At 65.2% G+C, this 13,311-nt stretch carries 9 protein-coding genes; 3 read left to right on the top strand and 6 right to left on the bottom strand.

Features of this window, described 5'->3' with window-relative positions; all coding sequences use genetic code 11:
- Positions 1-6: 6 nt before the first annotated feature.
- The gene (locus HDG32_RS26285; RefSeq protein ID WP_184071900.1) at positions 7-3,639 is read left to right on the top strand and encodes a hydantoinase B/oxoprolinase family protein; all 3,633 of its coding nucleotides are present in this window, start codon (positions 7-9) and stop codon (positions 3,637-3,639) included.
- An 83-nt stretch (positions 3,640-3,722) separates the two neighbouring features.
- Here the strand turns inward: HDG32_RS26285 and HDG32_RS26290 are convergent, their stop codons facing one another.
- The 6 genes from HDG32_RS26290 to HDG32_RS26315 form a co-directional block, all read right to left on the bottom strand.
- Positions 3,723-4,076: a DUF1428 domain-containing protein gene (locus tag HDG32_RS26290; protein ID WP_184071902.1), complete on the bottom strand. Its 354-nt coding sequence runs from the start codon at positions 4,074-4,076 to the stop codon at positions 3,723-3,725.
- Positions 4,077-4,349: 273 nt separating this feature from the next.
- The gene (locus HDG32_RS26295) at positions 4,350-4,730 is read right to left on the bottom strand and encodes a helix-turn-helix domain-containing protein (RefSeq protein WP_184071904.1); all 381 of its coding nucleotides are present in this window, start codon (positions 4,728-4,730) and stop codon (positions 4,350-4,352) included.
- A gap of 35 nt (positions 4,731-4,765) precedes the next feature.
- Positions 4,766-6,721, bottom strand: a complete 1,956-nt coding sequence (locus HDG32_RS26300; protein ID WP_260336602.1) for an ABC transporter ATP-binding protein — start codon at positions 6,719-6,721, stop codon at positions 4,766-4,768.
- The gene (locus HDG32_RS26305) at positions 6,721-7,713 is read right to left on the bottom strand and encodes an ABC transporter permease (RefSeq protein ID WP_184071906.1); all 993 of its coding nucleotides are present in this window, start codon (positions 7,711-7,713) and stop codon (positions 6,721-6,723) included. The genes HDG32_RS26300 and HDG32_RS26305 overlap by 1 nt, the downstream gene beginning before the upstream one ends.
- A complete protein-coding gene (locus HDG32_RS26310) occupies positions 7,710-8,663 on the bottom strand; it encodes an ABC transporter permease (RefSeq protein WP_184071908.1) in 954 nt (317 codons plus the stop codon). The genes HDG32_RS26305 and HDG32_RS26310 overlap by 4 nt, the downstream gene beginning before the upstream one ends.
- A 132-nt stretch (positions 8,664-8,795) precedes the next feature.
- Entirely contained in the window at positions 8,796-10,376 is a 1,581-nt protein-coding gene (locus HDG32_RS26315) for an ABC transporter substrate-binding protein (protein WP_184071910.1), read from the bottom strand.
- 315 nt (positions 10,377-10,691) lie between these two features.
- On the opposite strand from HDG32_RS26315, the gene HDG32_RS26320 reads away from it, so the two are divergent.
- Both HDG32_RS26320 and HDG32_RS26325 read left to right on the top strand, forming a co-directional pair.
- Positions 10,692-11,582 carry a GNAT family N-acetyltransferase gene (locus HDG32_RS26320; protein ID WP_184071912.1) on the top strand — a complete coding sequence of 297 codons (891 nt, stop codon included), beginning with the start codon at positions 10,692-10,694 and terminating at the stop codon, positions 11,580-11,582.
- Between the two features lie 260 nt (positions 11,583-11,842).
- On the top strand, positions 11,843-13,243 hold the full coding sequence (locus HDG32_RS26325) for an aspartate aminotransferase family protein (RefSeq protein ID WP_184071914.1): 1,401 nt from the start codon (positions 11,843-11,845) through the stop codon (positions 13,241-13,243).
- Positions 13,244-13,311 lie beyond the last annotated feature (68 nt).

Genomic DNA, 13,311 nt, shown 5'->3' on the forward strand with positions numbered 1-13,311 from the left:
GACACCATGAAGCACGATCACGCCTCCGATGTTTGCACGCCGTCCCGCTGGCAGTTCTGGATCGACCGCGGCGGCACGTTCACCGATATCGTCGCGCGCCGCCCGGATGGCACGCTCACCACGCACAAGCTGCTTTCCGAACACCCGGAGCAGTATCGCGATGCGGCTGTCGCCGGGATTCGCCATGTGCTTGGCCTGCGAGCCGGAGAACCGATTACGTCGCGCGACGTCGAGATGGTCAAAATGGGCACGACGGTCGCGACCAACGCGCTGCTCGAACGCAAGGGCGAGCCGGTAGCGCTCGTCACCACGCGAGGCTTGCGCGATGTGTTGCGGATCGCGTATCAGAACCGCCCGCGCCTGTTCGATCTCGACATCGCGTTGCCGGAAGCGCTCTATGAGAGCGTGGTGGAAATCGACGAACGCATGAGCGCGCAAGGCGAAGTGGTCGCGACGCTCGATCACGCGGCAGCGGAGCGCGCACTGCGCGAGGTCTACCACAAGGGCATCCGCGCACTCGCAATCGTGCTGATCCACGGTTATCGCCACACGTCGCATGAAAGCGAGCTTGCGGATCTGGCGCGCCGAATCGGCTTCACGCAGATCTCGGTTTCCCACGAAGTCTCGCCGCTGATGAAGATGGTCTCGCGCGGCGATACGACCGTGGTGGATGCCTATCTGTCGCCCATCCTGCGCCGATATGTGGATCAGGTCGCCAGCGAAATGCCGGGCGTGAACCTGCAGTTCATGCAAAGCAGCGGCGGACTGACACGCGCCGATGTATTTCAGGGCAAAGATGCGATTCTCTCCGGCCCGGCGGGCGGTATCGTCGGCATGGTGCGCGCGGCACAGGCAGCGGGCTTCGAGCGCGTGATCGGCTTCGACATGGGCGGCACGTCGACGGACGTCTCGCACTTCAACGGCGAGTTCGAGCGCGTATTCGAAACGCAGGTGGCAGGCGTGCGGATGCGCGCGCCGATGATGAGCATCCATACCGTGGCGGCAGGTGGCGGCTCGGTGCTCGGCTTCGACGGCGCCCGGCTGCGTGTCGGCCCCGACTCGGCGGGCGCCAATCCGGGTCCGGCGGCGTACCGGCGCGGCGGCCCGCTCGCGGTCACCGACTGCAACGTGATGCTCGGCAAGATTCAGCCCGACTATTTCCCGCGCGTCTTCGGTCCGAACGCGAACGAGTCGCTCGATCGCGAGGTCGTCGCTGAACGCTTTCGGGCACTCGCCGATGAAATCTTCGCGGCTACGGGTCAGCGTCGCACACCAGAAGAGCTCGCTGAAGGTTTCCTGGAGATCGCCATTGGCAGCATGGCTAACGCGATCAAGAAAATTTCAGTGCAACGCGGCCACGACGTCTCGCAGTATGTGCTGACGACTTTCGGCGGCGCGGGCGGCCAGCATGCGTGCGGTGTGGCCGACGCGCTCGGCATGACGCGGGTGTTCGCGCATCCGCTTGCCGGTGTGCTCTCCGCTTACGGCATGGGCCTCGCGGATCAGACGGCGATGCGCGAGCGAGCGCTCGAAACCTCGCTCGACGACTCATCGCTTGCGACGCTGGAAGCCGCGCTCGATGCGCTCGCGGCCGATGCAACCGGCGCACTGCTCGAACAGGGCGTGGACGCCGCGCGTATCACGACTGAGCGACGTGTCCATCTGCGCTATCAGGGCACCGATTCATCGCTCGCAGTGCCCGCGGGCAGCGTCGACGCAATGCGCGCCGCTTTCGAAGCGGCCTATCGTCAACGCTACGCGTTCCTGATGGCGGATACGCCGCTCATCGCGGAACTCGCTTGCGTCGAAGCGATCGGCCGTTCCGACGCGCCAGTCGATGCCGGCAGCCTGCCGCAGCGTGCGGCAGGCGACGCGCCCCATGCGCAGTCGGTTGTGCGCATGTATTCGAGCGGTAGCTGGCACGACGCATCGCTCTACCAGCGCGAAACGCTGTGCGCAGGCGACACGCTCGACGGCCCGGCGATCATCGCCGAAAAGAACGGCACGACCGTGGTCGAGCCGGGATGGCAGGCGGTGCTGACCGTTCAAGGCAACGTGGTGATGACCCGCGTGCAACCGCTGCCCACGCGCCGCTCGATCGGCACGGAGGCCGACCCCGTGCGCCTCGAAATATTCAACAATCTGTTCATGTCGATTGCCGAGCAGATGGGATTGCGTCTGCAAAACACGGCGTATTCGGTGAACATCAAGGAGCGCCTCGACTTCTCGTGCGCGATCTTCGATGCTGCGGGCAATCTGATTGCGAACGCGCCGCACATGCCCGTGCATCTGGGATCGATGGGCGAGAGCATCAAGACCGTCATCGAGCGAAATCGCGGCGCGATGCGCGACGGCGATGTGTTCATGCTCAACGACCCGTACCACGGCGGCACACATTTGCCCGACGTGACCGTCATCACGCCCGTGTTCGCAGACGGTTCGGCCGAGCCGCTCTTCTACGTCGGCTCGCGCGGCCACCATGCGGATATCGGCGGAATCACACCCGGTTCGATGCCAGCCGCTTCGTCGCATATCGAAGAAGAAGGCGTATTGGTCGATAACTGGCAGCTTGTTTCAGCGGGCGTGCTGCGCGACGCCGAAACACGCGCGCTGCTCGCATCGGGCCGCTATCCGGCACGCAACGTCGCACAGAACATGGCCGATCTGCGCGCGCAGATCGCAGCGAACCAGAAGGGCGTGGACGAGCTGCGCCGCATGGTCGCGCAATTCGGCCGCGACGTGGTGCTCGCCTTCATGCAGCACGTGCAGGACAATGCCGAAGAAGCGGTGCGCCGCGTGATCGGCGCCCTCAAGGACGGCGCGTACCGTTACGAACTCGATAACGGCGCGGTGATCGACGTCGCCATTCGCGTCGATGCTGCGACGCGCAGTGCGACCGTGGACTTCAGCGGAACGTCCGTGCAACTGCCGAACAACTTCAACGCGCCGAAGGCGGTCTGCATGGCAGCCGTGCTGTACGTGTTCCGCACGCTCGTCGGCGAGGACATCCCGCTCAACGCGGGTTGCCTGAAGCCCCTCTCGGTGATCGTCCCGGACCGCTCGATGCTCAATCCGGTTTATCCGGCAGCGGTGGTCTCGGGCAACGTGGAGACATCGTCCGCGATTACGAATGCGCTCTATGGTGCGCTGGGCATCGTCGCGTCCAGTCAGGGCACGATGAACAACTTCACGTTCGGCGACGCGCGCTACCAGTACTACGAGACGATCGCAGGCGGCAGCGGCGCAGGCGATGGCTTCTGCGGCGTCGACGCGGTACAGACGCACATGACCAACTCGCGCCTGACCGATCCCGAAGTGCTCGAATGGCGCTATCCCGTGCGGCTCGAGTCGCACCTGATCCGCGCGGAGTCGGGCGGCGCGGGACGCTGGCGCGGCGGTAACGGCGCGATCCGGCGCATCCGCTTTCTCGCGCCGATGACCGCGTCGATTCTCTCGAACAACCGCATTCACGCGCCTTTCGGCGCGGCAGGTGGACGCGCGGGAAGGCGGGGCAGCAATCGCGTCGAGCGCGCGGACGGCGAGATCGTCGCATTGGGCCATATCGCGAGCGTCGAGATGGCCGCGGGCGACGTGTTCGTGGTGGAAACGCCGGGTGGCGGGGGTTTCGGGGAAGCGTAACGCTTCATGGACTGAGGATGTTCAATGCCGGACAGCGGCGTCGGCTCGCGTCTCACTCGAACCGGCGCCATATTTTTACGCCATCACGCGTCGACGATCACTTCGAAACCGCCATAGATTAGCCGCTGACCGTCAAAAGGCATTGGATTTTTTTCCGGTTGCAGCCGTTGGTCGGCCATCACCGCTTTCATCCCTTCGTCTCGCGACTGACGCGACGGCCAGACAACCCAGGAGAACACCACCGTCTCATCATCCTTGCGCTTGATCGCCATTGGGAACGACGTCACCTTGCCCTCTGGCACGTCATCTCCCCAGCACTCGACCACCTTCAACGCGCCGTACTCCTTGAAGACGGCCGCCGCTCTTTCGGCGAACTGCCTGTAAATTTCGCGGTTGGCCGTAGGTACGGGGACAACAAATCCATCGATGTAATTCATTTGCAATCTCCTTGTTTACACACGCACAGTAGGGGCCGGTTGGCAGCGCATCGCAACACGGCCGCCCATACCCACGACGAGCGGGGAGTCAAAAAATCGACAATAGTCGTGTCCCTTTGCTCTGATAGCCTGCGGCTCTTCGAGGCATGGCGTCGGCCTGCTTACTTAAGCGGTTGCCCGATACCGAGCAGGTTGCCCACGCTATCTCTGAACCAGGCAGCTCTTTCGCTACCCCACTGCAACGCGTCCAGCTCACCTCCATCGGCCCTCGCTTCATCTGAATGCGCTGCCCGATTCTGGCGAAGCAACGAAATGCCCCGGCGTCACGCCGACCGCGCGCCGAAAGTGTCGGCCAAGGTGACTTTGATCGAAAAATCCGACTTCGGCAGCGACCTCACAGGGCGGGACGCCGTCACGCAATAGCCGTTTAGCGTGCTGAATTCGCACCAGACACACATAGCGATGAGGCGAAATACCCACCTCTTTGCGAAACAGGGTGGCGAAGCGCGAAACACTCAACCCGGCGGTGGCGGCGAGCGTCGCGAGGCTGACGGGCTGCGCGAACGAACTCTCGATAAAAGCCACGGCCCGCCTGATCGCGCGCGACATCGCCACGGTCCTGTCGCCTGCGCAGTCGTAGAAGACTCCGGTCATGTTCTATCCCCTCGCGCTACGTTTTCGTAGCGGCATCAGACCCGCACCGTGCCGGACTGCGCGAGCACGCTCGCCGCAGCAGCACCGTCGGGCGGCCCGCTCTGGTATCGCTCCAGTTCCGCTTCGCTGCGATGGCACAGCACCTGCGCGCCGCTCGCGAGCGTGCGCACGCTCGGCGACGTGCGATTGCAGACACCGTCGATGCGCATCGGGCATCGCGCGAGAAATGTGCAAAGCTCCGGCTCATGAGTCGACTCACCGATCGGCGGCAACGTCTGATGACAACGCTCGCCCGCTTCTTCGAGCCAGCCGGCGCGAAGCTCCGGCGCCGACGACACGAGCAGATGTGAATACGGGTGATACGGCGGCGCCGACAACGCGTCACGGTTGCCCGTCTCGACGCGGTGCCCCGCGTACAGCACGACGATGTCGTCGCTGATCGCACGCACCTTGGCGATGTCGTGCGTGATGAACAGATATGACACGCCGAGCTTCTTTTGCAGATCGCGCAGCAGCTCGAGAATGGCAGCGCCGACCACCGTATCAAGCGCGGACGTGACTTCGTCGCACAGGATCAACTTGGGTTCGGCGGCCAGCGCCCGCGCGAGATTCACGCGCTGTTTCTGCCCGCCCGACAGCTCTCCGGTGCGCCGCTGCGCCAGCTCGGCAGGCAGGCGCACCAGGCCCAGCAGTTCGGCGACGCGGCGCCGCGCGGCCTCGCCCTTCATGCCGTGATAGAACTTCAGCGGACGCGCCAGCGTGCGCTCGACGGTGTGCGTCGGATTAAGCGCGGTGTCGGCGTTCTGGAACACGATCTGGATACAGCGAAACTGTTCGCGGCTGCGGCGGCTGAGGTTGGCGGCGAGCGGCTCACCGTCGAGCAGCAGATTGCCGCGCGCCATCGGCACGAGCCCGGCGATCACCTTCGCGAGCGTCGTCTTGCCCGAACCGGATTCGCCGATCACGCCTACCGTCTGACCACGATCGATCACGAGGTCCACGTCGCGCAGAATGACCTTGTGCGGCCAGCCCTTCGCGTCCGTGCGGCCGTAGCCGGCCGTCAGACCGCGCAGTTCGAGCAGCGGCGTGTTCGGCTGGGCTGCGTCGGGAGCCGCCGAGGTGCAGGCAGCCGGGGCGACGGGCGTCACGGCAGCAATCAGGCTTTGCGTATACGGGTGCGCCGGCGCATGCAGAATCTGTTCGGTGCGGCCCGTTTCGCGGATTTCACCGTTGCTTAGCACGACGATGCGATCCGCCATCTGCGCGACCACCGCCAGATCGTGCGATACGTAGACAGCCGTCATTCCGCATTGGCGGATCACGCTGCGAAACGCTTGCAGCACGTCGATCTGCGTGGTGACGTCGAGCGCCGTGGTCGGTTCATCGAGGATCACGAGTTCGGGGTCGGTGATCAGCGCCATCGCCGCCATCAGCCGCTGCAACTGGCCGCCCGACACCTGGTGCGGGTAGCGCCGGCCGATCGTCTCCGGCTCCGGCAGCGCGAGCGCGCGGAACAGTTCGACCGCTTTGGCCCGCGCGGCGCGCTTGCTGAGCGTGCCGTGAATCAGCGCGCTTTCGATCACCTGGTCCATGATCGGGCGCGCCGGGTTGAACGCAGCGGCCGCGCTTTGCGCGATGTAGGCAACCTTGCGGCCACGCAATCCCGCGAGCGCTTTCGGCGAGAGCCCGAGCACGTCGGTGTCGCCCACCCGGATCGCGCCGCCCGCGATGCGGCAGCCGCTGCGTGCATGGCCCATCAGCGACAGTGCGATCGTGGTCTTGCCCGAGCCCGACTCGCCGATCAATGCGAGCACCTCGCCGCGCGCAATCTCGAAGTCGATGTCATGCACGATCGTCGTATCCGGCTCGCCGGGCCGGCTTCCCACCACGCGCAGGCCCCGTACCTCGACCAGATTCGACGGCGGTAGCGGCGCGGTCCTCGAGATGGCCTCAAAGGCCGCGTGAGCACGTCTGAAAAAGGGTGCCTTCATCAGTGGCCTCCATCGGCATCAGGCATGCCCTTGCGGCGGCCATGATGCGGCAGTCCGTCGATCAGCAGGTTCACGCCGACCGTGAGCATCGCGATTGCGATCGCGGGCAGGATCACGACCGGCACGCCTTCACCGAGGCCGGCGATGTTCTCGCGTACCAGCGAACCGAGATCGGCATACGGCGGCTGCACGCCGAGACCGAGAAAGCTCAGGCTGCTCAATAGCAGCACGACGAAAGTGAAGCGCAGTCCGGTGTCGGCGAGTATCGGATGAATCATGTTCGGCAGCATCTCGAAGCACGCGATGTAGAGCGCGCTTTCGCCGCGCGCCCGCGCGACCTGCACGTATTCGAGCGTGCCGATATTGACCGCCAGCGAGCGGGCGATCCGGTACGAGCCCGGCATGTAGCTGATCGCCGCGGTCACGATCAGCAACGGCAGTGACGAGCCGAACGCGGCGACGATCATCAGCGCGAACATCTTCGACGGGATCGACGTCACCGCATCGAGCAGCCGGCTCATGGTTTCGTCGATCCGGCGGCCGGCCACGGCCGCGAGCAGTCCCAGCATGGTCCCCGTGAGCGCCGCGAGCAGCGCCGCCGCCAGCGCGAGCACGACCGTCAGGCGCATCCCGTAGATGATGCGGGTCAACATGTCGCGACCCAGGTAGTCGGAGCCGAGCGGCAGCTTCGCGCTGAAGCCCGCGAATACGTCAGGCGTGAGGATCGCGCCGACCGAATGCGGCGCGAGCCACGGTGCGAACGCCGCGACGAACAACGCGCAACTGACCATCGCCAGGCCGATCCAGCCGCCGGTCGACAGGTTCATGCGTTGCGCGAGGCTGCGACGGCGCACCGGTCGAGGCGCCGGGCCTCCGCCGCCGCCCCAGGACCGCGCGGGATCGGCGCCCTGCGGCATCATGCTGCTGCGTTGCACCGGTTCGAGCGCACCGAGCCGGTGAGGCGCATCGGAAGAAGGTCGAAGAATCGTCATGTCCGCAGCCTCGGGTTCGAGATGATGGCGCACAGGTCGGCTAGCAGCACGAGCAGCAGATAGCCGAGGCAGAACAGCAGCGTGCAGGCCTGTACGAGCGGGAAGTCGCGGTTGCTGACCGCGTCGACCATCAGGCTGGCGAGGCCCGGGTAGTTGAAGATGGTCTCGACGACGATCACGCCGCCAAGCAGATAAGACAGGCTCAGCGCGATTGCATTGGCGATCGGGCCGATCGCATTCGGCAGTGCGTGGCGCAGTACGATGCGGGCGGGGCTCGCGCCCTTGAGCATCGCCATTTCCACATACGAAGAACTGAGTTGCTCGATCACCGCGGCGCGTGTCATGCGGGCCATCTGCGCGATCACGACCGCGCACAGCGTGACGACCGGCATCGCATACGCGCGCAGAAAGTCGTGCAGGCTCTCGATCTCGCCGCTGTACGACAGCGCTGACAGCCAGTGCAGCTTGACGGCCAGCACCAGCACCGCCATCGTCGCGATCAGGAACTCGGGCGTGGCGACCAGCGACAGCGTACCGAGGCTCACGATCCGATCGATCAGCGAGTCGCGCTTGACTGCCGCAAGAATGCCCGCCGACACCGCGATCGGCACCGACACCCCGGTGGTGATCGCCGCGAGGGTCAGCGACTTCGGCAGGCGCCCTTCGATCATCTCGGACACCGGCAGATTGCTCGACAGCGACACGCCAAAGTTCGCGTGCAGCAGACCGACGAGCCAATGGAAGTACCGCAGGTATGCCGGCTGGTCGAGGCCGAACTGCAGCCGCAGCGCCGCGACCGTATCCGCCGTCGCCGACTGGCCGAGTGCGGCCTGCGCGGCATCGCCCGGCAACAGGTTGGTGATCACGAAGATGATGATCGAGACAATCAGCAGCGTCAGCGCAGTGACGGCGACGCGCCGGCCGATCAACTGGGCGATATTCCCGTTCATGGGCATGAGCTCCTCGGTTAGGCTGCGCGACACGGCGAGTCATACATGAGCCGTGCCGCTCGGGCGCGCTGCGGCTGCCTGCCGCGAGCGGCGCGGCGGGGGCCACCCGCCGCGTCCGGGCGCTTCAGCGGGTCACGCGTTCCACCACACGTACTCGGCGAAGTTGAAGCCCATCATCGCGCCGGTAGGCACGGGCTGGAGCCCTTGCAAGTGCTTGTCGTTCGCATCGAGCAGGCTCAGGAAGGTCGGGATGCCAATGCCGCCCTGCTCCGATACCAGCACCTGCATGTCGCCGTACATCTGCTTGCGTTTCGCATCGTCGGTTTCCGAGCGGGCCGCGGCCAGCAACTGGTCGAACTTCGGGTTGTTCCAGCCCGACTCGTTCCACGGGGCGTCCGACTTGAAGAACTGCGTGAACAGCACATCGGCGCTCGAGCGCGGATTGACGTTGCCGAACCCGAGCGGATGCTTCATCCAGTGCGTCGACCAGTAACCATCCGCCGGCACGCGGTTGATGTCCAGGTTCACGCCGATCTTCGCGGCGGACTGCTGCAGCAGCACACCCATCTCGATCGAGCCGTTCGCATCGGTGGTCGCATAGATCGGCGGCAGCGTCGTACCGATTGCTCCGGCTTTCTGGAAGTGGAACTTCGCCTTGTCCGGGTCGTGGGGACGCTGCGGCAGCGACGCATTGAAGTAGCGGTGTCCGGGCGGAATCGGCTGATCGTTGCCGATCACCGCATAACCGCGAAATACCGCGGTGCGGATCTGGTCACGGTCGAACAGATACTTCATGCCCTGCACGAAATCGGGGTTGCCGGTCAGCGGATTGTCGCGGCGCATGATCAGATCGGTATAGAGACCCGACCTGGTCTCGCGCACCTCGTAGCCCGGCGTCGCGGCAATGCGCTGCGTCGCGCGCGGATCGACGGAATTGATCAGGTGAACATCGCCGGACAGCAGCGCATTCACCCGTGCCGCGTTATCGCCGATTCCGATCAGCTCGATCTGGTCGAGGTAAGGGCCGCCGCCGGTCTTCCAGAAACTGTCGTTACGGATGCCGACGGTCGAAACGCCGGGCTTGAACGTCTTCAGCTTGTACGGGCCGGTGCCGACGGCCGTCGTGAAGTCCGTCGTGCCGTCCTTGATGATCACGAATTGCGGCGTGGCAAGAATCACGGGCAGGTCCGCGTTGGCGGACGCGAGCGTCAGCGTGACTTCGTTGGGACCGGTCTGCTTCGCCTCCACGAACTGATCGGCCAGCGTCTTCACCTTCGACGCCGTTGCCGGATTCTTGTGACGCATCAGCGAGTAGACGACATCGGCGGGCGCGAGTGGCTTGCCGTCGTGGAACGTGACGCCTTTGCGCAGTTTGATCACCCACACTTTCGCGTCGCTGGTGTCGATCGATTCGGCGAGATTCATCCTCGGCGTCAGCGACGAATCGAGCTGCGTCAGGCCGCTATAGAACATGAAGAAGCGGATGTAATCGGAGCCTGCCGAACCCTTGGCCGGGTCGAGCGTATCCGCGGTCGAGGATGCGTCGTAGGCCACCCGGATCTTGCCGCCTTTCTTCGGCGTGGGTGCCGCGAATGCCGGGCGAGCCCCCGCCAGCAGACCTCCCGCGCCGGTGGCAAGGATGCCGCCGGCGGCCAGCAAACGCATCATGTCACGGCGGCTGAAGCCGCCCGTTTTGATTGGGTCGTCGTACATGCAACTGCTCCTCACTCGTGATTGAACGCGGGGTATCCAGCATTGGTGTTCGACGGCGCTCCGCGTGCTGGTCGCGGCGCGGTGGCATTGCATGAACCGATTTAAGCACTGCAAAAAATGGCGTTGATCGCGTATCGGTGGATTCGACCATTCGAAAACATGGTTTTGAGTGGTCAAAACAGCATGATTTGCCGCTCCTGGCGTTGACCCTGATGTTCTGGACAGGACGCCCCCCCACGATGAGAAGTTCGTACTAGTCAATCAGCGGGCAACGTGCAACAGTCGCGGCACGGCCGACTATTCACGGAGCGCCCCGTGTCCGATCCAACGCCTCACGCACGTTTCACCTACAGACGCCTGACAGCCGACGACATCCCTGCCGCTCAACGCCTGTCCGCCGCGATCGGCTGGCCGCATCGCCGTGAAGATTGGCGGTTCTCGGCGCGCACCGGGATCGGCTTCGTCGCCGAGACGGCGGGCGCGCTGGTCGGCACCGTGGTCTGCTGGAAGTTCGGCGCGGATCAGGCGACGCTGGGCATGCTGATCGTCGCGCCGGAGCATCGCGGCGTGGGTATCGGCCGCACGTTGCTCGCGCACGCGCTCGACGAGCTTGGCAAGCGTGACATCACGCTCTATGCGACCGAGGCTGGCCAGCCGTTGTGCGACGCGCTCGGCTTCGAGCGCTGCGGCGCCCTCGACCAGATGCAGGGTGCGGCGTTCCGGCCGCCGCTCGTTGCGCTGCCCGCCAACGAGCGGCTGCGCCCGCTCGGGGCGAGCGACGCGCAGCAACTCGTCGCGCTCGAATCACGCGCTAGCGGCCTCGATCGCAGCCACGTACTGCCGCCGCTGCTCGATCTGGCCGACGGTATCGCGCTCGATCGCGACGGCGAACTACTCGGCTTCTCGCTGTTCCGCCGCTTCGGGCGCGGCTTCGTGATCGGCCCCGTCGTCGCCAGCGCGTTTCCCGACGCCGTGCGGGCCAAGGCGCTGATCAGCCATTGGCTCGCGCTGAACGAAGGCGCGCTGGTGCGCATCGACGTGCCGCACGGACACGGCCTGCGCGAGTGGCTAACCGGCCTCGGTCTCGCACGCTCGGAGACGGTCGTGAAGATGCGCCGGCTTGCATCCGCGCCAGCCGATGGCGAGTCGAGCCGCGCCGACCCGGGGCTGCATCAGTATGCGGTGATCGCGCAGTCGCTCACCTGAGCCAGGTGAAGCCACGCTGAACCTGAACCCGCTGCACCGCGGCGCATCTCTCTTCCACACGCAAACACGGTCGCTCATGCACGGCAGCGTTGGGGTTCGCCCTGCTATTAAGCACGCCCAGCAGAAAATGCTGTCTGCGGGGTGAAAAACGCTGCGTCGACGCTCTTTAGGCTTTTTTTTGGCTGAACGGCACGCATACGGCTGTCGCTACTATCGAGGGGTGACTCTTACCTGATCGCCACGTGCGGGAAACCACCATCATGTCAAACTCATCGCTGATCGACGCCGACCGCAAGCACCTGATTCACCCGGTCATCAACTATCGCGCGCACGAGGCGCGCGGCACCACCGTACTCGAATCCGGCCAGGGCGCGTATCTGCGCGATATCGACGGCAACGAGCTGCTCGACGCATTTGCGGGCCTGTGGTGCGTGAACGTGGGTTACGGCCAGCAGAGCATCGTCGAAGCGGCGACGCGTCAGATGACGAAGCTGCCCTACGCGACCACCTACTTCCACTTCTCGTCGGAACCCGCGATCGAACTGGCCGAAAAACTGGTGTCGCTTGCGCCCGCTTCGCTGCAGCACGTCTATTTCACGCTCGGCGGCTCCGATGCGATCGACTCCGCGATACGCTTCATCACGCATTACTTCAATGCAACGGGGCGCCCGGCGAAAAAGCAGATGATCGCGCTCGAACGCGGCTATCACGGATCGTCGTCGGTCGGCGCGGGGCTCACTGCGCTGCCCGCGTTCCACCGCAACTTCGACCTGCCGCTGCCGCACCAGCACCATCTGCCGTCGCCGTATGCGTACCGTCAGCCGCAAGGCAGTGACGCGCAAGCGCTGATCGCCGCATCCGTCGCCGCGCTCGAAGCGAAAGTCGCGTCACTCGGGGCGGAGAACGTCGCCGCGTTCTTCTGCGAGCCGATCCAGGGTTCGGGCGGCGTGATCGTGCCGCCGGTCGGCTGGTTAAAGGCGATGCGCGACGCGTGCCGCCGCCTCGACATCCTGTTCGTCGCCGACGAGGTCATCACGGGCTTCGGTCGTACCGGCCCGCTCTTCGCGTGCGAGGCCGAACAGGTCGAGCCGGATCTGATGACGGTGGCGAAGGGGCTGACCTCCGGTTATGCGCCGATGGGCGCGGTGCTGATGTCCGACGAAATCTACCAGGGCATTGCAGGCGATGCGCGCGATACCGCGGTCGTCGGTCACGGTCAGACCTACTCCGCGCATCCGGTAAGCGCCGCCATCGGGCTCGAAGTACTGCGTCTCTATCAGGAGGGCGGTCTGCTCGCGAACGGCGTCGCGCAGGCACCGCGCTTTGCCGCCGGGCTCGACGCGCTGCTCGATCATCCGCTGGTGGGCGACTCGCGTCATCGCGGGCTGCTCGGCGCGCTGGAACTGGTCGCGGACAAGAACTCGCGGGCACGCTTCGATCCGTCGCTGAAGCTGCCGGACCGGATCACGGCCGCAGCCTACCGCAACCGCCTCGTGTTCCGCGCATTCGGCGATAGCATTCTCGGTTTCGCGCCCGCGCTGTGCTTCGGCGAGGCCGAGTTCGAACAACTGTTCGGCCGTCTGCGGCGCACGCTCGACGACGTGCTCGAGCAGGCGGAGGTGCGTGCCGCATTGCGCGGCGCGAGCCGCGCGGCCGCCTGAGCGCGTGATAACATCGGCCTGCGCGTTGCTTGACCAAAGCGAAGCGCAACGAAGCGAAAAGCAGAACC

The organism is Paraburkholderia sp. CI2, from assembly GCF_014201055.1.
GTDB classification, from domain to species: Bacteria; Pseudomonadota; Gammaproteobacteria; order Burkholderiales; family Burkholderiaceae; genus Paraburkholderia; species Paraburkholderia tuberum.

Bases quoted from the DNA above. Each gene is read 5' to 3' on its own strand.
- HDG32_RS26285 (WP_184071900.1), top strand. From the start codon at position 7: ATGAAGCACGATCACGCCTCCGATGTTTGCACGCCGTCCCGCTGGCAG.
- HDG32_RS26290 (WP_184071902.1), bottom strand. From the start codon at position 4,076: ATGAATTACATCGATGGATTTGTTGTCCCCGTACCTACGGCCAACCGC.
- HDG32_RS26295 (WP_184071904.1), bottom strand. From the start codon at position 4,730: ATGACCGGAGTCTTCTACGACTGCGCAGGCGACAGGACCGTGGCGATG.
- HDG32_RS26300 (WP_260336602.1), bottom strand. From the start codon at position 6,721: ATGAAGGCACCCTTTTTCAGACGTGCTCACGCGGCCTTTGAGGCCATC.
- HDG32_RS26305 (WP_184071906.1), bottom strand. From the start codon at position 7,713: ATGACGATTCTTCGACCTTCTTCCGATGCGCCTCACCGGCTCGGTGCG.
- HDG32_RS26310 (WP_184071908.1), bottom strand. From the start codon at position 8,663: ATGAACGGGAATATCGCCCAGTTGATCGGCCGGCGCGTCGCCGTCACT.
- HDG32_RS26315 (WP_184071910.1), bottom strand. From the start codon at position 10,376: ATGTACGACGACCCAATCAAAACGGGCGGCTTCAGCCGCCGTGACATG.
- HDG32_RS26325 (WP_184071914.1), top strand. From the start codon at position 11,843: ATGTCAAACTCATCGCTGATCGACGCCGACCGCAAGCACCTGATTCAC.